The organism is Rhodococcus sp. GQ147 (assembly GCF_059759155.1).
On record NZ_JCAXDU010000008.1, the window covers coordinates 142682 to 164096 of the forward strand.

Sequence of the window (21415 nt, forward strand, 5' to 3'; positions counted from 1 at the left end):
TTCCGACCCGGCACGCGCCGGATCGCTCCTATCCGGTTGGACGCACCCCGGCACCTTGCGGTTCCGGGATGTGTCCGAGTGCCGCCAGGTCGCGTTCGCACGCGGCGGTGCGGGCACGCCGCTCGCCCCGGCGACGGGTGATCTCCGCGTCGATCGCGGCGACGCGTTCCCGCACGCGGGTCGCGTGCCGGTCGCGCGCAGCGACCGCGAGCGCGGTGGACTGCAGTTCCGTCTCGTGGATGCGGGTGCGGATCCAGGTGTCGAGTTCCGCCCGTACGGTCGCGAGCTCGTCGGCGATCCACCGCCGCATCCGGTCGCGGTAGGCGATTCGCCTACGGATCCGCATCAGCCATCCGGCGGCCGGAACCGCGCACGCGATCGCGACCACCAGCGACATCCAGCCCGGCAGGTCCCCGAACGGGGTGAGGAGCAGTCTGCCGAGACCCGCGCCTGCCGACGCACCGAAGACCACCGTCAGCGTGTCCTCCATCGACCGCGCGGTCTGCGGTGGGCGGGCGGTGCGCGTGGGTTCCGGCGCCGGAGTGCCCGGCGCGATCCGGGCCGTTTCGTCGGTGAGCCGCGCACACAGGTCGTCGACGTGGGTGTCGATCGTCGTGACCACCGCATCCGCGTCCGCGGTCTCGAGCACCTCGCCCGCGGCGGTGGACGCCGCCCGCACGCGCATCGCGACCTCCTGCAACAGCGTCACCTGCAGCCGGCGCAGGTCGGGGCCGGAGGTCGCGGGTGGTGCTGCGGCTGTGAGGCGGGAGCGCTCCGCACGCAGGCCCCCTTCCTCGTCCTCCGCGCTCAGTCGTCCGATCTCCTCCTCGATCATCGGCCGGGTGGCGGCGACGACCGCGGCGCGTGCTCGTCGCGGGTCGTGTGACGACCGGACCGTGGCGGCCAGGACGTCCCGCAGTTCGACGAGTCCGGACGCGGTGAGCAGGGTCTGCCGGACCGCCTCGCTCGCGTCGTCCTCGAGTTCGCGTGCCCGCCGAGCGGCCGCGGCGCTCACGGGCAGGACCACGACCCTCGGCAGCCAGGATGCGTGCCGCTGCAGGATCTCGACGTCGGCGTCGCGGACCGCACGCCAGTCGGGAAAGCGGTCGATGCCCGTCAGTGCGCAGACGACCTCGATCGACTCGGCTGCCGCCGAGCGGACGAGGTCGAGTTCGGTGCGGCCGATCGTCGCCGACGGGTCGAACACCACGAGGGTGACGGCGCGGCCGTCGTCCGTGATGTCCAGCCCGCCCAGAGGTCGTAGCTCCGCTGCCAGCGTGCCGGCGCCGGAACCGGGCACTCCGACGACCCGCACGCCGGTCGCGGCCGGCCGGTGCAGTCCCATCCATCCGCGCGGGTTCCATCGGCGCAGGACGTCGTCGGCCGGATCCACGAGTCCGCTCGGCGGTGTCACCGTAGTCCCGCGGCGACGGACTCCATCGGGTCCAGCCCGACCAGGTCGAGTGTCTGTTCGACGAGTTCGCGCACCTGCGGTGCCGCCGGGACACCCGCCACGACCCGGGCGAGCTCCTCGTCACGTAGGCGGCGCGCCACGACCGCACGCGCGGCGAGCCGTTCCCCGAGCAGTTCCTCATCGCGGACCGCGACCACCTGATCCGGCGGCACCCCCGTCGCACGCGCGACGAGAGCGCACTCGCTGTCATCCGTCCCACCCGTCACCACGAGGACGAGGCGACAAGGATCCACGGCCGTCAGCGCGGCGCGGTCGGCCGGATGGGCGACGGCCGGGTCGAGACGACGCGGCACGACGTAGACGACGACGTCACCGTCGAGGACCGGGTCGGGACCGTCCGGCGTGTCCACTGCCACTCCGCCCACGGCCGCGTCTACTTGCCCACCCTCGATATCGACCCTGCGGAGCAGCAGTTCGCGTACCTGCGTCTCGACGCTCTCCCGGCCGGTCCCGGCCCGCCCCGCGACCTGCACCCGCAGCGCGGCCGTATGCTCGGTCAGCGCCCTGCGAATCAACCGCCCTGCCTGCGCATCCAGTTGTTCGACCTGCGCGGCGAGGTGGTGCCACAACTCCCCCGTCATGATCCCCCGATCGTCGGCGGAAATTGTCGCAGAGAGATCGCTGACAGGCAGCCGAACGAATGCTTCCCTGAGAAAACACTGTGGCCACTCAGGTCACTCCCGCCACACACTCTCGGAATACGCGACAATGGACCGGTGAACGAAGCCGATCAGCACACCACCGAGACGCTCGAGGAGCGCCCGACCCGCGGGAACCGCCTATACCCCAGGGTGACGAGTTTCCGGTCCCGCCGTGGATCGCTGACCGACCCCCAGCAGCAGTGCTGGGACCGTCGTTGGCCCGAACTCGGCAAGGAAGTCGGCGACGAACCGCTCGACGTCGACGCCTGGTTCGGTCGCTCCGCGCCCCTCGTCCTCGAGATCGGATCCGGAACAGGAACCGCCGCGGTCGCTATGGCCCAAGCCGAGCCCGAGGTGAACCTCATCGCCGTGGAGGTCTACAAGCCCGGCATCGCCCAGACACTGCAGAACATCGAACGCAGCTGCAACACCGACGCGCCGATCCGGAACCTGCGGATCCTGCGCGGCGACGCCGTCGAGGTGCTCGAGAAGATGCTGACCACCGCGTCACTCACCGGCGTGCGGGTGTTCTTCCCGGATCCGTGGCCCAAGGCCCGCCACCACAAGCGCCGACTCCTGCAGGCCCCGACGTTCGCCCTGATCGCCGACCGATTGAAGCCCGGTGGAGTGCTGCACGTGGCCACCGACCACGCCGATTACGCCGAGGCCATCGCCGAGGTGGGCGATGCCGAACCGCGCCTCGCCCGCTTCACCGGCACCTCCCCGATCAGCCTCGAACGCCCCGTCACCAAGTTCGAGGACAAGGCACACCAGGTGGGTAGCGCTATCAACGAGTTCGTCTGGGGGAAGATCGGAGCATGAGTGTCCATGAAGAGCTTCCCGGCGTGACCGACCCCTCCGCGATCGACGGTGTCGAGCCGGTCCGAAAGGTCCTGCTCGTCTGGGACGCACCCAACCTCGACATGGGCCTCGGCGCGATCCTCGGCGGCCGGCCCACCGCGGCCTACCGCCCGCGCTTCGACGCTCTCGGCCGGTGGCTGCTCGGACGCACCGCCGAACTGTCGCGTCTGCACTCCGCGACCCTCGAACCCGAAGCCACGGTGTTCACCAATATCGCCCCCGGCAGCGCGGACGTCGTCCGCCCCTGGGTCGAGGCCTTGCGTAATGTGGGCTTCGCGGTGTTCGCCAAGCCGAAGATCGACGAGGACAGCGATGTCGACTCCGACATGCTGGACCACATCGAGCTGAGGCACCGGGAAGGTCTCGCGGGTGTCATGGTGGCCTCCGCCGACGGGCAGGCGTTCCGTGAACCCCTCGAGCGGCTCGCACAGGAGGGCATCGCGACCCAGGTGCTCGGTTTCCGCGAGCACGCCAGCTGGGCGGTGACCTCCGAGATCATCCAGTTCCTCGATCTCGAGGACATTCCCGGTGTGTTCCGCGAACCGCTGCCCCGCGTCAGCCTGGAATCGCTGCCCGACGAGGGTGCCTGGCTGCAGCCGTTCCGACCGCTTTCTGCTCTCCTGGTGGGGCGCAAGAGCGTCGCCGAATAGGAGACTTACGTGTTCGACCGTTGGGGAGAGCTCGTCTACCGCGCGCGCTTCACCGTCATTGCGGTGATGGTCGCGGGGTTGCTCGCGCTCGCAGGGTACGGGCTGAGCCTGAACGATCACCTCAGCCAGAGCGGCTGGGACGATCCCGGTTCGGAGTCCGTCGCCGCTGCCAAGCTCGCCGACGGCACCTTCGGCCGCGACACCGCGGGCGACGTGCTGGTGCTGTACACGGCACCCGAGGGCAGCACGGTCGACGATCCCGAGTTCGCGGCGAAGGTCACCGACAGCCTGAACTCGCTGGTCGCCGAGCATCCCGACGAAATCCTCAAGATCAACGGTGCGTACTGGCCCACCGACGACGCGCCGTCGCTGCCGTCGCTGGCCGATCCGTCGCGTCAGCACGCGATCGCGTCGGTCGCGATCGCCGGCGAGGACGACACGGAGCTGACCGGCAACTTCCGCGAGATCAAGGACGCCTTCTACATCGACGGCGTCGACGTGCAGCTCGCCGGTCTGCAGCCGATCTCCGGCGCACTGAACGACACGATGGCCAACGACATCAAGCGCATGGAGATCCTCGCGATCCCGGCCGTCGGCATCCTGTTGTTCTTCGTCTTCGGTGGCGTCGTCGCGGCCGCTCTCCCGCTGATCACCGGTGGTCTCACGATCGTCGCGGCGAACGGCATCGTCCGGTTGATCACCAACTTCACCGAGGTCAACTCGTTCGTCGCACCGGTCGTCTCACTGATCGGCCTGGGCCTGGCGATCGACTACGGCCTGTTCATGGTGTCGCGGTTCCGTGAGGAACTCGCCGAGGGTTACGACACCCCGGCGGCGGTGCGACGCACCGTCGTCACCGCAGGTCGCACGGTGGTGTTCTCGGCGACGATGGTCGTCACCAGCCTCGGTGGTCTCGTGCTGTTCCCGCAGGGCTTCCTCAAGTCGGTCGCCTACGGCGCGATCTCGGCGGTCTCACTGGCTGCCCTGCTGTCGATCACGATCCTGCCCGCCATCCTGAGCATCCTCGGCAGGCGCATCGACAAGTTCGGCATGAAACGCTTCGGGCAGATCCAGTCGAACGAGCAGGTCGAGAACAGTTTCCTCGGCCGCCTGTGCCGCTGGGTGATGGTCAACCCGATGAAGGTGACCATCCCGACGGTCATCGGCCTGCTGCTGCTCATCATGCCGCTGACCGGCATCAAGTTCGGCGGCATCAACGAGACCTACCTGCCGCCCGAGCACCCCACGCGCGTCGCGCAGGAGACCTTCGACGAACTGTTCCCCGGCCAGCGCGCCGAGCCGGTCAAGCTCGTGGTCCGCGGCGCCGAGGGCGGCGACCTCAACAAGATCATCACGACGGCGAGCGAAGCTCCCGGCCTCGTCGAGAAGTTCCAGATCACCGGCCCCGCGAAGGACGGCGTCCGTGTGCTCAAGGCCGGTCTGACCGACCGCAACGAGTCCGCCGACACCGTCGAGTACCTGCACGCAGCCGAATGGCCCGAGGGTGTCGAAGTGCTCGTCGGCGGCACCCCGGCGATCGAGCAGGACTCCATCGGGGCCCTGCTCGAGACCCTGCCGCTGATGGTCGTGGTCGTCGTGCTGTTGACGACATTGCTGATGTTCCTGGCGTTCGGCTCGCTCGTGCTGCCGGTCAAGGCCGTGTTGATGAGCGCCCTGGGTCTCGGCTCGACGCTGGGCATCCTCACCTGGATCTTCATCGACGGCAACGGCGCCGACCTGCTCAACTTCACCCCGGGGCCGATCATGTCGCCGGTGCTCGTGCTGATCATCGCGATCGTGTACGGCCTGTCGACCGACTACGAGGTGTTCCTGCTCTCCAGAATGGTCGAGGCGAGATCGATGGGGGCGAGCACCACCGAGTCGATCCGTATCGGTACCGCCCACACCGGTCGCATCATCACCGCGGCCGCCCTGATCCTTATCGTCGTCACCGGTGCCTTCGGGTTCTCGGAGCTGGTGATGATGAAGTACATCGCGTTCGGCATGATCGCCGCGCTGATCATCGACGCGACCGTCATCCGCATGTTCCTCGTGCCCGCCGTGATGAAGCTGCTCGGCGACGACTGCTGGTGGGCTCCGGCGTGGATGAAGCGGATCCAGGAGAAGATCGGCTTGGGCGAGCCGATCCTCGCCGACGAACTGATGCCCGAGGACGTTCCCGAGCTCATCACCGTCGGCATGTTCGGGCCGGCGACGGTCGCGGCCACGGGCGCGCACCGCTTCCCGGCAGGTGCCTTCGAGGGCGGCTCCGACCTCACGCAGCCGCTGCCCAAGATCGCTCCGCCGAGGCCGGCCGCCGAACAGCGCAAGCTCCGCGATCTCACGCCGCCGCCGGTGCGACGGCAGGCCCCGGGCCGCCCCCCGGTCCGTCCGGCCGCGCCCGCGTCCGGTCGTCCCCCTGCTGCTCCGCGGAACGGCGAACGGGTGCCGCCCGCAGCCGGGCGTCCGATGCCGGCGAGCCGTCCGGTGCAGCCCGGTACGGGTCCGGGGCGTCCGTCGCGTCCGATCCCGGAGCCGCGTCGTCGCCCGGAGGGTCGGCCGCCGGTGGACGAGCGCAACGGCTCGGCTCTTCCGGGGCTCGGAGGCCCGGAGAAGGGTGTCCCGGAGAAGCCCGAACGTCGTGCCCCCGAGATGCCGCAGCGCGATGTCACGCAGCGCGGTGCGCTCGATCAGACACAGCGCGGTGCGCTCGATCAGACACAGCGCGGTGCGCTCGATGCCACACAGCGCGGTGCGTCCGACCCGTCGTCGCCGTCGTCGGTGCCTCCGCTCCCCCGCCGTCAGCGCGGGGAGGTTCCGCCGCCGCTGCCGCAGTCCTTCATCCGACCGCCCGCTGTCCCGGGCGATGCGGAAGCTCTGCCCGGTGCCCCGGCTCCGCGTCCGAGCGAACCCGGCACCGGTCGTGGACGGGATCCGCAGGCGATCGAGAACTGGCTGTCGCAGTTGCGCCGTACGTCGCCCGGCGGGGAGTCTTCGGCCCAGCGACCGAGGCCCACTTCCGACGCACCGCGCCCCTCGGCGCCGGACTCGCAACGTCCCCCGACATCGGAGGCCCAGCGACCTCCGGCGCAGGGACCTGCCCGACCGCCCGTGCCGGGCACTCAGCAGCCGCCGACGCAGGGCATGCAGCCGCCGACACAGAACGGTCCCCGTCCGCCTCTGCCCTCCCGGTCCCGTGGTCCGGAGCAGCCGCCCCGCCCGGCCGGCGAGCGGCCGGAAGCGCGAGCGGACGAATCGCAGCCGGAGCAGAACGACGCGGAGTCGCGGAGGCGTGGACGCCACGGTCCCGACAGCGGCCGTTCGATCAGCGTCAGTGAGCTGATCGCCCGGCAGCGTCGCGACTGATCTGACGAACGAACTCGAGGCGACCCGCAGAGCGGGTCGCCTCGGGTGTTTCCGGGGTCAGCTGCCGTTGAAGAACTTCCGCAGCCGCGTGGACAGCGGATGGGTGACGTTGAAGCTCCCGCCGCGGACCTTGCCTGTCACCACGACGTGCAGCGGTCCGTACGGCGCTCCGCCGCGCACCTTCGACGACACGCTCGACGCGACGTTCTCGACGCCGTTGACGTCGGCCGTGGCCTCGGCGGGGAGCACGATGTTGATCGAGCTGAGGTAGTCGCTCACGTCGATCCGCACGACCTGCGTCTGCATCACCGCTTCGGTGAAATCGAGGGTCACGGAGGACGCGACGGTGTCGAGAACGACGGCGGGCGGCACGTGCCAGCGACCCTTGCGTTCGATGCCGGAGACGCGGCCCTTGATCACGAGAGGAGCGCCCTGGCCGGTCGCGGGGAAAGCAGCTGCACTCGGCGCGGGGTAGCCGGCCGCACTCGGCGCCGGATAGTGCGCCTGCGACATGCCCGGCAGATTCTGCTCCTGGAACTCGGGCCGGATCTGGATACCGGGCAGGTCGACGAGCACCTGGTTCAGGTCGCCTCGGGTCTTGGCCGCGAGGACGGTGTCCATCCGTTCGGTGAACTCCCCGAGCGAGAGCATTCCCTGCCCGACCGCCCGCTGCAGAAGTTCGCCGACGTGCTCGCGCTCGGCGTCCGACACCCGCAGATCCTTCGGTTCCATGCCCTGAGCTTAACGGGACGAACGGTATGCCTCCGAAGTCGTCGGAGCCACTGTGCGGGGCGCTATTCGAGGCCCTGTTCGATGACGTAGCGGGTGAGTTCGACGCGGTTGGCGAGCTGCAGTTTGCGTAGCGCCGCTTGGACGTGGTTCTCCACCGTGCGGTGGCTGAGCGTCAGTCGCGCTGCGATCTGTTTCGCCGACAACCCTTTCGCGACGAGACGCAACACTTCGGTCTCCCGGCCGGTCAGGGTCGGTGGGGGTCTCCGGTCGGCGACGTCGTTCGACATCCGGCGGTACTCGCCGAGCACGAGCCCGGCCAGTCCGGGGGTGAAGACGGCCTGTCCCCGCGCGGTCGCGAGGACGGCGTCGACGAGTTCGTGCACCGAGGCGCTCTTCACGAGATAGCCGGACGCGCCCGCCTTGACCGCGCCGAGGACGTCGTCGCGTTCGGAGGACGCCGACAGGACCAGCACCCGGCTGTCCGGGGAGACCTCGAGGACCGCGCGGGTCGCCTCGGTGCCGGTGCCGTCGGGCATCGCCATGTCCATGAGCACGACGTCGGGGCGGACGACGGCGGCACGGCGCGCGGCGCTCGCGACACCGTCGGCCTCGGCGACGACGGTGAACCCGGCCTCCTCGAGGTCACGTCCGACGGCGTTGCGCCAGATCGGGTGGTCGTCGACCACCATCACGCTGACGGTGCTGCGTTCCTCTGTGCTGTTCTCGTGTGTTTCCGCGCTGAGCTCGGCCACTCATTCCCCTTCGGTACCCGGATCTCCCATTCGGTTCCTTCGCCTACATCGCTGTCGAGCAGTGCGACGCCGCCGAGCCATTCCGCTCGCCCGACGATCGACTTGGACACCCCCATGCGTCCCTGTTCGCGAGCTTCGTCGAGTCTGCCCGGTTCGATCCCGACGCCGTCGTCCCGGATGCTGAGTACGATCTCGTCGCCGAGATCCTCGAGGAGGATGTAGGCGGCGGCACCGGCGCCGGCGTGCAGTTGCGTGTTCGACAGCGCCGCTGTCGTGAGCGCCGCGAGTTCCTCCGCTCGATCCCGCGGGATCATGATCGGGCCGGCGGGCGCGGACACCGTCGCACCGGTCCCGGCCCTGGCCCGGACGAGGGCGGTGAGGTCGGCATGCTCACCGCCGCGGTCGACGTCGGTGTCCTGTTCGGAGATCAGCTGGCGCAGCGCGGTCTCCTGTTCGCGGGCCAACTCGGCGAGTTCCGTCGCATCACCGCCCAGCTCGAGTCCGCGCCGCTGCACGAGCGCGAGCACCTGCAGCACGCCGTCGTGCACCTGCCGGGCGAGCCGGTCCCGTTCCTCGGTGGCCGCTGCCACGCGCACGGCCTGCTCGAGTTGCCGGTGCGCACTACGCGCGGTGGTGGTGGCGAAACCCATTGCCACACCGCACGCGACGAGCACCGGCGCCGTCGCGTCGCGCCACAGGTCGAGGTTGATCTGGTCGCGCACCACCGCGCTGACGACGGACATCAGCAGCGCCGAGCCGATGCCCGTGAGCGGACCGCCGAGGATCGCGGCCGACAGCACGGCGTTGGCGACCCACAGCGTGGTGGGCATGGTCTGGTGGTTGCTGTACCAGTCGTGGTCGGCGACCAGCCGGGTCGCCGCCATCAACGCGACGGCGAGGATCTGGTCCACCACGGTGACCGTGCGGCGCAGTCGTGCCTCGCGGGAGAGCAACACCGCCGAGACGAGCGACCACGTCACGAGCACCCCGGTGAAGAACCACGACAAGCCCGGACGGGTGTAGTTCACGACGGTCGAGAACTGCGATCCCACCGCATATGCGACGGTCACGAGCCGGAAGACCTGGGCGGCCCGCCACAGGGGTGCATCCGCGTCGGGACCGGTCGGAGGCGGCCTCATGTGTACGTTTCGCACCTTTCGTCACAGTAGGTGGGGCGAGTGAATCCAACCACTCCGCGCCTCCAACAGTGACCGCCCCATCCTGTGACCGTCCGCACAGTGGTTTGATTTGAAGTCGTGCTGAGGTCGTACCGAGCTGTCGCCGCCACCTTGCGGAGTCGTTGGCCGCTCTACATGGTCTCCATGGGCGCGTCGAACCTGTTCGGTGCGATGCTCGTGTTCGCCTTCGTCCGGTACGGCATCCCCATCGCCGAGACCGACGCCATCATCGCGGATCGGGTCCGCAACTTCGCGGTCTTCGCGGTGTACCTGGTCTTCGCCGGCATCGTGAGCCTCGGCGCCGCAGCGATCACGCTGCGCTCTGTCGTCCGGTGGCAGCTCCGCGGCGGCCCGCCCACCCGGGCCGAACAGATGGCGGCCCTGCACGCCCCGCTGCGACAGGCGATCGTGCACCTCGGTCTGTGGCTGCTCGGCGGCGTGCTCTTCGTCTTCCTCACCGCCGAGGAGATGCCGTCGCTCGCGGTGGCGGTCTCGGTCACCGTCGCAATGGCCGCGACCAGCACCTTCGGTTTCACCTACATGCTCGGTGAACGCATCCTGCGGCCGGTCGCCGCGCGGGCGCTGAGCGAGGGAAACTTCGACCGGACGATGGCTCCCGGCGTCGGCACGCGCCTGGCCATGACCTGGGGCCTGGGCACGCTCATGCCGGTCGCCGGGATCGTGCTGCTGTGCGTGACGCAGTTGAGCGCCAACACCGACTTCGACGCCGACGCGCTCGCCCTGTCCGTGCTCGCTCTCGCGGTGACGTCGATCGGTCTCGCGCTCGTGTTGTCGCTGCTGACGTCGGCGCAGATCTCCGACCCGATCAAGCAGTTGCGCTGGGCGATCGAACGCGTGCAACGCGGCGCCTCGGGAGTGCAGGTCGAGGTGTTCGACGGCAGTGAGATCGGACGCCTACAGGTCGGCTTCAACCGCATGATGGCCGAGTCCGACGAACGCCGGCGTCTGCGGGAGTTGTTCGGTCAGCACGTCGGTGAGGACGTCGCGCGCCGGGCCCTGCAGTACGGCACCGAGCTCGGTGGTGAGACGCGCTACGTCGCGGTGCTGTTCGTCGACATGGTGGGTTCGACGGCGACGGCCGCCGAGCGCCCACCGAGCGAGGTCGTCGAACTGCTCAACGAGTTCTTCCGTGTCGTCGTCGAGGTGGTCGACCATCATCACGGCTTCGTCAACAAGTTCATGGGCGACGCGGCATTGGTGATCTTCGGCGCTCCCCTCGACCGGCCGGACGCCCCCACGGCGGCGCTCGCGGCGGCCCGCGAACTGCGTTTCGCTCTGGACGAGATCACCGGACTCGATGTCGGGATCGGCGTGTCGGCGGGACTCGCGGTGGCCGGCAACATCGGCGCGGCGGAGCGCTTCGAGTACACGGTGATCGGCGACCCGGTCAACGAGGCCTCGCGCCTGACCGAGCTGGCGAAACTGCGTCCGAGTAGGGTTCTCGCGTCGTCGAGCGCGTTGTACTTCGCGGACGACGAGGAGCGCAGCCACTGGGAACTCGGCGACGAGGTGCAGCTTCGCGGCCGGCGGCGGATGACCCATCTCGCATGGCCGGTTCGCTATCCCGGAGCCCCCGGAGAAGCGAACGGGACGGACACTTCGACGGACGAGTGACGGTCCGTCCCGCGACACCCGCGAACGACGCGGAACGGCCACAGCGCCCTCTTCGTGACCCGACGGTCGGTTACGGTGAACAGCGTGGCGCAGCCGCACGACGATCCTCCATGCCCCGACGCCACGCCGCGTCGGGGCTCGTTCCGGTGGATCAAGTGGGTGTCGGCGATCGCCCTCGTGGCTCTGCTGACGGTCGAGGCGATCTACCTGTGGCCGACGATGAGCGACTCGTGGCGCGCGGTCACGGAGATGCACTGGGGCTGGTTCGCGGCGGCCGTGCTGGCGCAGATGATCTCCCTCAGCGGCTTCGCGGGAGTGCAGCAGCGACTGCTCCGCGCCGGCGGGGTGCGCGTCGGGCACTGGCGTTCGGCGTCGGTGATCTACGGCAGCACGGCGATGGCGGTGACCCTACCCGCAGGTCCGGTCTTCTCCACGGCCTTCACCTACAAGCAGACCCGCAAGTGGGGTGCGACCCCCGTGGTCGCCTCGTGGCAACTCGCGGTTTCCGGCGTCATCGCGGCCGTGACCCTGGCGTCGGTGGGCATGATCGGTGCGTTCGCGGTCGGCAGCCGGATCAGCCCCGTCACTCTCGTGTTGTCGCTCGCGGGCGCGATCGCGTTGATCTTCGGCCTGCGGTACGTCGCGAAGAACCCCACGTCGATCGAGGCGGCGGGCACGTGGGTGCTCCGTCGGGTCAACCGCATCACGAGCAAGCCGAGGGACACCGGCTTCGACGTCTTCGAACGCACCCTCGCGCAGCTCGAGTCCGTCGAACTCGCGCGTCGCGACGGTGTGGCCGCGGTGGCGTGGTCGGCCGTGCACCGTGCAGCCGATGTCGCGTGCCTCGGACTGGCGTGTTGGGCTGTCGGCGGCTCCCCGTCGGTGGCGGGGTTGTTCATCGCGTTCGCGGCGGCGAAGGCCGTGGGCAGCGTGCCGCTCGCACCGGGCGGCCTCGGATTCGTGGACGGCACCCTCATCGCGACGCTCACCGCTGCCGGGCTGAGCGCGTCGCAGTCGCTGGCAGCGGTCTTCGTGTATCGGATGGTGAGCTTCGCGTTCGTGGCCCTGGCGGGCTGGGCCACCGTCGCCGCGATGTACCGGGGCAACGGACCCGACGAGATCGATCCGATCGCCGAGCGCGCAGAACACGAGCGCAGCGCCCTGGAGCGGCGGCGTCGTCCGGTCGAGAATCCCGAGCCGGCGTGATCCACCTCACGATGTAGTTGCGCATGCAACTATTTGGTGGCATGCTTGTCGACAAGCAGTTGAAAGTTTGACCATCGAGGAGGACCACCATGACGACCGCCACCACCACCTTCCCCGGCCTGACCACCGGCACCTGGGCCATCGATCCCGTCCACTCGAACGTGGGCTTCACCGTCCGGCACCTCGTCGTCAGCAAGGTTCGCGGCACCTTCGAGAACTTCTCCGGCGCCATCACCGTCGCCGAGGACGGCACCGCATCGGTGAACGCCGAGATCGACGTCAAGTCGATCAACACCAAGAACGCCGACCGCGACGCGCACGTCCGCTCCGCCGACTTCTTCGACGCCGAGCAGTTCCCCGTCGCCACCTTCACCTCGACCGACGTGCGTGCCGACGGTGATAACTACATCGTCACGGGCGACTTCACGCTCCACGGCGTCACCCGCCCGGTCGACCTGAAGCTCGAGTTCAACGGCGTCAACCCCGGCATGGGCCAGGGCCCGGTCGCCGGCTTCGAGGCCACCACCGTCATCAACCGCAAGGATTTCGGCATCAGCATCGAAATGCCGCTCGAAGGCGGCGGAGCCGTCGTCGGCGACAAGATCACCATCACCCTCGAGATCGAGGCCGGCCTGCAGGCCTGACCCCTCTCGCACAGACAGCGCCCCTGCTCCGGCAGGGGCGCTGCCGCGTTCCACCCGCTCTACCGGTCCGGATCGTGCTCGAGAGCACGCGCCGGAGATTCCGACGCGCCCCGCGCCGCCGCTACTCTGGACCCGTGAAGAAGTACATCCCGGCGTTGGCGATCGACGTCGTTCTCGTCGTCGTATTCGCCGTGCTCGGTCGTTCCAGTCACGACGAAGTGCTCGATCTCGTGGGGCTCGCAGGAACGGCGTGGCCGTTCCTCGGCGGCCTCACCGTCGGATGGTTCTTCACCGCGTGGCTCTACCGCGACAAGTTCGACGCCTTCGCGGCCGTTCCCACCGGACTGCTCGTGTGGGTGAGCACCCTCGTCGTGGGGATGCTGCTGCGGGCCGTCACCGGTCAGGGCACCGCAACCGCCTTCATCATCGTCGCGACGATCTTCTTGGGCCTGTTCCTGGTGGGCTGGCGCGTGGTCGTCGGACTGCTCCAGCACCGCAAGGTCGACGCTCACTGACCTCGCCGAGGTCGACCAGTACCGACCCTCCGGTCGCAGCTCTCGCACTCGCACGCGAAGTGTGATCTGCGACCGCGGGATACGCGAATTTTTCGCGCTCGCGCCCCGTGCGGTGGAACAGTGGAGATCATGTCCACGCTGGAACCACCTACTCTGACCGGGTCGCGATCCGACCATCGGTTCTTCGGTCAGCCACTACCCCTGGCCAACCTGTTCGGTGTCGAGATGTGGGAGCGATTCTCCTTCTACGGCATGCAGGGCATCCTGATCTACTACCTGTACTACTCGGCATCCGAGGGCGGGCTGGGGATCAGCCAGGGGGCTGCGACCTCCATCGTCGGCGCCTACGGCGGCACGGTCTACCTGTCGACGATTCTCGGGGCGTGGATCGCCGACCGGCTGCTGGGTTCCGAACGGACCCTGTTCTACAGCGCCGTGCTCATCATGTTCGGCCACATCGCGCTCGCGGTGCTGCCCGGTTTCGTCGGGGTGGGTATCGGCCTGGTGCTGGTCGCGTTCGGTAGCGGTGGTCTGAAGGCCACGGCGACGTCGATCGTCGGCGATCTCTACGACGAGCAGGACCCGCGACGCGACGCCGGTTTCTCCATCTTCTACATGGGCGTGAACATCGGCGCGCTCGTCGGCCCGCTGCTCACCGGCTTCCTACAGACGCGTTACGGCTTCCACTGGGGCTTCGGTCTCGCCGCGGTCGGCATGTTCCTCGGCCTGCTGCAGTACACGATCTATCGCAAGCATCTCGGCGACATCGGCAAGGTGCCACCCCATCCGCTTCCCGCCGAGACGCGCACGAAAGCCGCCGGGATCGGTCTGGTCGCCGTGGTCCTCATCGCGGTCGCCGCGCTGACCGGCCTCGTCACGACGAGCAACATGTCCGACATCGTCGTCGCCCTGACCATCATCGCGACGATCACCTACTTCGTCCTCATGCTGTCGAGCAAGCAGATCACGCCGGTCGAGCGCAGCCGGGTGCTGTCGTTCATCCCGATGTTCATCGCGAGCGCGGTGTTCTGGTCGCTCTTCCAGCAACAGTTCACGATGGTCGCCGTCTACGCCGACACACGCCTGGACCGTAATCTGTTCGGGTGGGAGTTCCCGCCGTCCTGGGTGCAGTCGATCAACCCGGTCTTCATCATCCTGTTCGCGGGTGTCTTCGCCGCCGTGTGGACCAAACTCGGACCGCGTCAGCCCTCGTCGCCCATCAAGTTCGCCGCAGGCACGATCATCATGGGCATCGCCTTCCTGTGCTTCATCCCCATGGCCGGTGGCGGCCCCAACAGCGCTCCGCTGCTCGGACTGGTCTTCATCCTGCTGCTGTTCACCTTCGCCGAGCTGTTCCTGTCCCCCGTCGGACTGTCGCTGTCGACGAAGCTCGCGCCGAAGAACTTCCACACGCAGATGGTCGCGTTGTTCTACCTGTCCGTCGCATGCGGTACGGCCATGGCCGGCACCCTCGCGGGGTTCTACGACGAGAACAACGAGGTGCCGTACTACCTGTGGATCGGCGGAGCGTCGATCGCAGTGGGCATCGTGCTGGCCCTCTTCGCGCCGCACATCAAGAAGCTCATGCACGGCGTGCAGTAGCACCACTGCACAGGACGCTGCTCAGCGGAGAGCGAGCCATACCGCCAACCCGAACCCTGCGAGCGCGACACCCACGCGCAGCAGGTTCGGGGGTATGCGCCGCACGAGCGGCGGACCGCAGTAGCCACCCGCGAACGCGCCGACGGCCATGGCGGCCGCCGCACCCCAGTGCACGGGTCCGAAGACTGCGAACCCGATCGCCGCGACCAGGTTGGCGACGCCGAGCAGGTAGCTCTTGAGGATGCTCGCGCGCCAAATCTGCTCGGACGTGCAGATAAGCACCAGCGCGTAGAAGACGACGCCGGCGCCGGCACCGAAGTATCCGCCGTAGACCGCGACGACGAAGACCGCCACGGAGAACACCCGCGGCAGGTCGCGACCGCCGGCCAGGGTGCGGATGCGTGGTTGGAGCAGCAGCGCGAGAGCGGCGAGCGCGACGAAACCCGGAACGATCGCCTCGAACGAGTCGGGCGGCGCGACGAGCAGGACAGCCGCACCGACCACGCCGCCGAGCGCGGCGTAGAGCGTCCACCACCACACGCGGGGGCCGGTGTCGACGACCTCCCGCGCCGAATTGGTCAGCGCCCCGACACCCACACCGACCATCGCGACGGTGTTGGTGACGTTCGCCGCGACCGGCGGGAGGCCGACGGCGAGCAACGCCGGATACGAGACGATCGACGCCAGGCCGGTGACGAACCCGACGACACCCGCGAAGAATCCGGCAACCACGAGCAGTGCCAGGTCGAGGACGGTCACGGTCGCTCAACGTACCTGTACGCCGCGGACCGGCCTCCGGCGGATCAGCGCACCATGGACCGGCCTCCGGCCGATCAGCGCACCATGGACCGGCCTCCGGCCGATCAGCGCACCATGGACCGGCCTCCGGCCGATCACTCCCCGAGCAGGGGTTCTCCGAGCTTGCGCAGGAAGGTGTCGGCCATCTTGATCGCGCGGTCGCCGCCGTCGGCATCGGCGACGAAGACCGCGAAGGCCAGGTCGCCGCCGGTGTAGCCGAAGAACCAGCGGTCCTCACCGCTCGCCGCGGCGATACCCGCGAGACCGGCGTGTCCGCGGAGGAAGGACGCCGGACCGTTCTGCACGTTGTCGATCATCATGCCGCGCAGGGCGTCGATCACAGAACCGGGCAGCGCCTCGGGGGCGTCGTGGACGACCGTCTCCTGGCCCTGCACGATCGTCGGGGCAGCGACGCTGCCCCGTGCGACCGAGGCGGCCAGCACCGCGGCGCCGAGCGGCGTGATCAGGTTCTCGTCGGAATCCGATCCGGCGAACTGGACAACTCCGGAGCGGTTGTGCCCGATCTGCGAGGTCTCGAACTCGAAGCCCGGCACGTCGTAGTCGACGCCGAGGCCGAGGCGACGGGCGGTCGAGGCGACGTCATCGGATCCCACGTCGTTCGGATCGACGCCGCGCTCGAGGCCGGCCGCGAGCCGGACCGGATCGAGAACGCCGCCGGCCGGGTAGAGACCGTGGGTGATGACGGGACCGAGTTCCATGGCCCAGTTGTTGACGTCGGCGGCGAGGATGCCACCGGTCGAGGGCTGGATGGCGACCACCGCGGCCGGGGTACCTGCGGTGACGACCGCTTCCTTCGCGGCGAGCTGCACCTGGGAGTCGACGGTCGCCTGCAGGTCCGGAGGCGGCGGGCCCTGGAAGCCCGCCACCTGGATCGGGCCCTCCTCGGGATCCTCGAGGGTGACCGCCCAGCCTGCCGTCCGGTCGCGTTCGAGCTGCCAGGCCGAGCGCAGCGAGTCGAGCAGCGGCGTGGAGATCCGCCGATCGGCGCTGATCAGGGTGGGTGTCGTGAGCACCTCGACCCCGGGGATCGACACGATGCCGCCCTCGAGGAACTGGTAGTCCTGGTCGCGGAGCTTGACCGCGGTGATCCGGTTTCCGGGGTTCTCCGCCATCCGCTCCTGCATCAGCTGGGCGGTGATGACGGGTGCGACCGGCTCGAGAACCGCCGCGAGACGAGTGGTGGTGTCGACGGGGTCGGGCATCGCCGCCGGGTCGAGCACCACGGCGTTGATGGTCTGTTCCTCCATGAGGAGGCGGCCCGTGCGGTCGAAGATCTTCGGCGGCGCGGCGTCGGTGCGCACGTGGTGGACGGTGCGTCCGCCGGACAGGTCGGGGACGACGACCTCCGGGTCCCAGGACACACGCCAGCCGACGGCGAGCTTCCGCACCGAACCGGTGACCTGATACGACCAGTCCTTGCCCTCACCGAAATTCCAGCCGGCGGAGAGCGTGAAGTATCCCGAGTCGTCGTTGAGTTCGACCAGCTGGGTGACGTCGTAGTCGACGGTGCCGTCGGACAGACCGTCGTACATCTGCGAGATCGTTTCCTCCGCCGCGTTCGGGTAGGAGGTCAGGGCCGCCGCTGCGCCCGCATCACGATCGTCGAGGGCGGCAACGAAGTCGTCGACGAGGCGTTGCGCCTCGCTTCGAGAATCCGAGAACACAACCGTCGTCAGAGCGACGACAGCCACGACGAGGCACACGGTCAGCGCGACGATGCGCCCCCGCTTCCCCCGCCAATCACGAAATCTCATATGTAACAACCTTCACTTCAGTCACACGAGATACCAGCACGCGTTGTGCACGAACACATCACAATTGCGCCACGCGTCCTACCCCCTCAGCCATCGACCCGCCGCCTCGACGGCAGGGGCGGAGCCGTCCGCCCCCGACACGAACACCGCAAAGGCAAGATTATCCTGTGATCCGATAAACCAGCCGTGCGCCCCGACGTTGTCACCGTACTCCGCCGTCCCCGTCTTCCCCGTCAGATCGGGAATGTCGCGCAACGTGCCGGCTGTACCCTCGATCACAGTCTCGCGCATCATCTCTCGCAGTGCCGTCAGCACGTTCTCGGGCATCGGTTCGGCCTCCCGATCCGCGGTCGCCGGCTGCCCCTCCACGATCGTCGGAACCGGCGTGCGGCCGTTCGCCGCCGAGGCTGCGACCAGCGCCATCCCGAAAGGCGACGCCGTCACCCGACCCTGTCCGATCGCTGCCTCCACGCGGGCAGCATCGGTGTCTGCGACCGGCACGTTACCCGTGACCGTGACGAGACCGGGCGTGACGTAATCGATGCCGAGACCGAAGCGTTCCGCGGTGGCGCGCAGGGCGTCGGGCGGCAGGTCCAGAGCGAGCTGCCCCATGGTCGTATTGCACGAGAACGCGAACGCGGTGTGCAGCGGCACGGGGCCGAGATCGAAGTTCTCGTCGTTCGGGATCGTTCGTGAGCCGACCGAGGCGATGCCCGGGCACGGCAGCACGGTGTCGGGTTCGGCGAGCCCGGCATCGAGCGCCGCCGCCGTCGTCACCACCTTGAACGTCGACCCCGGCGGATAGAGGCCGGTCGCGGCGATCGGCCCCTCGGCGTCGGCCGCGTCGTTCTGGGCCATCGTGCGGATCGCGCCCGTCGAGGGTTCGATCCCGACGATCACCGCGGGCGTGTCGAAACCCGCGAGGACCTCCTCGGCCCGTCGCTGCAGGTCGAGGTCGATCGTGCTGGTCAGGTCGGGTGCCTCCGGTCCGGCTTCGCCGGCGACCTGGCTCGTCGTGCCGTCCGCCGCGACCCGCCGGATCACCCAGCCGGCCGAGGCGTCCTGCCCCTCCTGCCACAGTTCGGCGAGGCCGGACCACACGGGCGAGGCGAGGTCGCGCTCGGTGGTGAGCAGACGGGTCTGCGGCACGAGCGTCACGCCGGGCAGCGCGGCGAGGCGATCCTCGATCGGTGCGAGGTCCTCCTCACGCAGTGTGATCACTCCCGCAGCGCCGCCGGCGGCCACCGCGACCTGCTCGGCGAGACTCTCCGCCGTGATCGTCGGGACGACCGTGGCCAGCACGGGAGCGACCGCGGCGGGATCGGCGGTGGCATCCAGGTTCACGACGGTGACGACCTGCTCCCCCATGAGCGGCCGCCCGGCCCGGTCGAAGATCGTCGGCGGGGCGCCGACGGTGGTCAGATACTCCAGCGACGCGCCGCCCGCCAGTTCCGGTGACAGCACCGTGGGGTCCCAGCGGACCCGCCACGCGTCGGCCTCGGGGTCCTCCGTCGCGCTGCCGGTGGTGCGGTACGACCAGTCGCGGCCCTCCCCGAAGTTCCACGTCACGTCGAGGTCGAAGGTGTCGCCGTCGCCCGTCCCCGCGACACTCACGGTCGGGTCGTCGTGGCCGAGGCCGGCGAAGAGGACATCGATCGCGGACTCCGCGGCTACCGGATCGGTGGTCAGCGCTGCCGCTCCGGAGACGTCGCCGGCGTCGAGAGCGGCAGCGAACTCCTCCGCGATCGTCTCGGGCTGATCGGGGCCGAGGGCACACGCCGACAGCGACAGCACCGTGACTGTCGCGACTCCCATACCGATCAGTCGGATCCACACGGTCCCGATCATGCCTGCACTTTCGAGCCCGTGCCTGTTATCGCAGGTAGGAGTCGGGGTGAAATATTCGGTTGCATCCCGGACGGTGCGGGCTCACCATGGTGTTCGCATCCCGTACCCGTCGATCGGAGAAGTCCGTTGCTCCTGTGAGAGGTCCCGTCCCCCGCGCACTCGCGCAATCGACCCTCACCCTTCGGGAGCCATCATGTCTTCATCCGGTATCACGCTGTCCGCACTCTCCTACGCCCATCCGGACGGCACCGTCGCCGTGCAGGATCTCGACGCCGTCGTCCCGGCGGGGCGGATCGGCCTGGTGGGACGCAACGGAAGCGGGAAGACCACCCTGCTCCGGTTGATCGCGGGTGAACTCCGCCCGACCTCCGGTTCGTCGACGGTGCGGGGACGGGTCGCCTACCTCCCTCAGGACGTGACCCTCGATCCGACGGTGCCGGTCGATTCCGTCCTCGGCATCGGAGATATCCGAAAGTCCCTGCGCCGCATCGAATCAGGATCGTTCGACGATCGGGACTTCGAGGTCGTAGCCGATCGGTGGGACATCGAGGACCGCGCTCTTGCGCTCATGCATCGCGTCGGCCTCGACCGGATCCTGCACGACGTCGGGGATTTCGACCGCACCGTCGGTCAGCTCTCCGGCGGGGAGACGGTGCTGCTCGCCTTCACCGCACGCCTGCTCGACGAGCCGGACGCGCTGTTGCTCGACGAGCCGACGAACAATCTCGACGCCGACGGACGTGCGCGCCTGCAGGATGCGCTCGACCGGTTCCCCGGCACGGTGCTCGTCGCCGGGCACGACCGGGAACTGCTCGACCGCATGGACTCGATCGCCGAACTGCGCAACGGGGCTCTGCGCCTGTTCGGCGGCGGATTCGGCGAGTACGAACGGATCGTCGCGGAGGAGCAGGAGGCGGCACGGGCCGCAGTGCGGGACGCCCGTAACGACGTGCGGCGCCAGGCACGCGAATTGGCGGCGGCGCACGTCACGCTCGCCCGGCGGCAACGCTACGGGCAGAAGATGTACGAGCAGAAGCGCGAACCCAAGATCGTCATGGGCGCGCGCAAACGGCAGGCGCAGGAATCCGCCGGGCGATTCCGCCGTGAGCACGAGGAGGATCTGACCACTGCACGGGAGAACCTCGATCGCGCGAAGGACGCCGTGCGCGACGATCCGGAGATCCGCATCGACCTGCCCGGAACCGCGGTTCCACCCGGCCGGCGTGTGGCGGACGCACCGCTCGAGATCGTCGGGCCGGAACGGATCGCGCTGCGCGGCCCCAACGGGTCGGGGAAGACGACCCTGCTGCACCGCATCGTCGAGGCGGAACCCCACGTTCCCTTCGCGTTGCTCCCGCAGCGGCTCGACATCTTCGACGACGATCGTTCGGTCGCGGAGAACGCCGAGGATCGTGCGCCGCACCTGACTCCGCAGCAGGTGCGGGCACGTCTGGCGCGCTTCCTGTTCCGCGGCCGGCACGCCGAGGTCGCCGTGGGGGCACTGTCGGGTGGGGAACGACTGCGGGCCGCGCTCGCGATCGTGCTCGCGGCCGATCCCGCTCCGCAGTTGTTGCTGCTGGACGAGCCCACCAACAACCTCGACCTGGCCGGTCTCGCGCACTTGACCCAGGCCCTGCGTGCCTACAGCGGTGCGCTCGTGGTGGTCTCGCACGACGAACGATTCCTGGAGGAGGTGGAGGTGGATCGGTCGGTCGAGCTCGGGCGGTGAGCCGTTCGG

Annotated in this window: 17 protein-coding genes; 9 read left to right on the forward strand and 8 right to left on the reverse strand. The window is 69.1% G+C overall.

What is annotated here, in order from left to right; translation table 11 throughout:
• Positions 1-28: 28 nt before the first annotated feature.
• Positions 29-1414 (reverse strand): hypothetical protein, encoded by a 1386-nt coding sequence (locus AC6CID_RS11785; protein WP_064256134.1) that lies wholly within the window; start codon positions 1412-1414, stop codon positions 29-31.
• Positions 1411-2055, reverse strand: coding sequence for a hypothetical protein (locus AC6CID_RS11790; protein ID WP_024102059.1), 645 nt, complete (start codon positions 2053-2055; stop codon positions 1411-1413). The genes AC6CID_RS11785 and AC6CID_RS11790 overlap by 4 nt, the downstream gene beginning before the upstream one ends.
• A 135-nt stretch (positions 2056-2190) precedes the next feature.
• Here AC6CID_RS11790 and trmB point away from each other — a divergent pair, with 135 nt between their 5' ends.
• Genes trmB through AC6CID_RS11805 form a run of 3 tightly spaced genes read left to right on the forward strand, consistent with a single transcriptional unit; the run spans position 2191 to position 6992 of the window.
• Positions 2191-2937, forward strand: coding sequence for a tRNA (guanosine(46)-N7)-methyltransferase TrmB (trmB, locus tag AC6CID_RS11795; protein ID WP_006552698.1), 747 nt, complete (start codon positions 2191-2193; stop codon positions 2935-2937).
• Positions 2934-3626: an NYN domain-containing protein gene (locus tag AC6CID_RS11800; RefSeq protein ID WP_006552699.1), complete on the forward strand. Its 693-nt coding sequence runs from the start codon at positions 2934-2936 to the stop codon at positions 3624-3626. The genes trmB and AC6CID_RS11800 overlap by 4 nt, the downstream gene beginning before the upstream one ends.
• 9 nt (positions 3627-3635) lie before the next feature.
• Positions 3636-6992 carry an MMPL family transporter gene (locus tag AC6CID_RS11805; RefSeq protein WP_033096321.1) on the forward strand — a complete coding sequence of 1119 codons (3357 nt, stop codon included), beginning with the start codon at positions 3636-3638 and terminating at the stop codon, positions 6990-6992.
• A 57-nt stretch (positions 6993-7049) separates the two neighbouring features.
• On the opposite strand, the gene AC6CID_RS11810 is transcribed toward AC6CID_RS11805, so the two are convergent.
• The 3 genes from AC6CID_RS11810 to macS all read right to left on the reverse strand — a co-directional run bounded on the left by AC6CID_RS11810 (position 7050) and on the right by macS (position 9615).
• Entirely contained in the window at positions 7050-7724 is a 675-nt protein-coding gene (locus AC6CID_RS11810) for a DUF1707 SHOCT-like domain-containing protein (RefSeq protein WP_006552701.1), read from the reverse strand.
• A 62-nt stretch (positions 7725-7786) separates the two neighbouring features.
• Complete coding sequence (locus tag AC6CID_RS11815; protein ID WP_006552702.1) at positions 7787-8413, reverse strand: response regulator; 627 nt, start codon at positions 8411-8413, stop codon at positions 7787-7789.
• Positions 8413-9615, reverse strand: coding sequence for a MacS family sensor histidine kinase (gene macS / locus AC6CID_RS11820; RefSeq protein ID WP_006552703.1), 1203 nt, complete (start codon positions 9613-9615; stop codon positions 8413-8415). Before macS ends, AC6CID_RS11815 begins: the two co-directional genes overlap by 1 nt.
• A gap of 174 nt (positions 9616-9789) precedes the next feature.
• Here macS and AC6CID_RS11825 point away from each other — a divergent pair, with 174 nt between their 5' ends.
• From AC6CID_RS11825 to AC6CID_RS11845, 5 genes are all read left to right on the forward strand, one after another.
• Positions 9790-11289 (forward strand): adenylate/guanylate cyclase domain-containing protein, encoded by a 1500-nt coding sequence (locus AC6CID_RS11825; protein ID WP_039585012.1) that lies wholly within the window; start codon positions 9790-9792, stop codon positions 11287-11289.
• Positions 11290-11373: 84 nt separating this feature from the next.
• A complete protein-coding gene (locus AC6CID_RS11830) occupies positions 11374-12495 on the forward strand; it encodes a lysylphosphatidylglycerol synthase transmembrane domain-containing protein (protein WP_498353990.1) in 1122 nt (373 codons plus the stop codon).
• A gap of 89 nt (positions 12496-12584) precedes the next feature.
• Positions 12585-13139 (forward strand): YceI family protein, encoded by a 555-nt coding sequence (locus AC6CID_RS11835; RefSeq protein ID WP_039585015.1) that lies wholly within the window; start codon positions 12585-12587, stop codon positions 13137-13139.
• 134 nt (positions 13140-13273) lie between these two features.
• The gene (locus AC6CID_RS11840) at positions 13274-13654 is read left to right on the forward strand and encodes a DUF3054 domain-containing protein (RefSeq protein WP_006552707.1); all 381 of its coding nucleotides are present in this window, start codon (positions 13274-13276) and stop codon (positions 13652-13654) included.
• Between the two features lie 129 nt (positions 13655-13783).
• Positions 13784-15256 carry a peptide MFS transporter gene (locus AC6CID_RS11845; RefSeq protein WP_033096407.1) on the forward strand — a complete coding sequence of 491 codons (1473 nt, stop codon included), beginning with the start codon at positions 13784-13786 and terminating at the stop codon, positions 15254-15256.
• 21 nt (positions 15257-15277) lie between these two features.
• On the opposite strand, the gene AC6CID_RS11850 is transcribed toward AC6CID_RS11845, so the two are convergent.
• The 3 genes from AC6CID_RS11850 to AC6CID_RS11860 all read right to left on the reverse strand — a co-directional run bounded on the left by AC6CID_RS11850 (position 15278) and on the right by AC6CID_RS11860 (position 19677).
• Complete coding sequence (locus AC6CID_RS11850) at positions 15278-16015, reverse strand: sulfite exporter TauE/SafE family protein (protein ID WP_006552709.1); 738 nt, start codon at positions 16013-16015, stop codon at positions 15278-15280.
• 134 nt (positions 16016-16149) lie between these two features.
• A complete protein-coding gene (locus AC6CID_RS11855) occupies positions 16150-17829 on the reverse strand; it encodes an NTF2-like N-terminal transpeptidase domain-containing protein (RefSeq protein WP_072740553.1) in 1680 nt (559 codons plus the stop codon).
• Between the two features lie 78 nt (positions 17830-17907).
• Complete coding sequence (locus AC6CID_RS11860) at positions 17908-19677, reverse strand: penicillin-binding transpeptidase domain-containing protein (protein ID WP_064060500.1); 1770 nt, start codon at positions 19675-19677, stop codon at positions 17908-17910.
• Positions 19678-19870: 193 nt separating this feature from the next.
• Between AC6CID_RS11860 and AC6CID_RS11865 the strand changes: the two genes are divergently transcribed.
• Positions 19871-21406, forward strand: a complete 1536-nt coding sequence (locus AC6CID_RS11865; RefSeq protein WP_039585018.1) for an ABC-F family ATP-binding cassette domain-containing protein — start codon at positions 19871-19873, stop codon at positions 21404-21406.
• Positions 21407-21415: the final 9 nt, after the last annotated feature.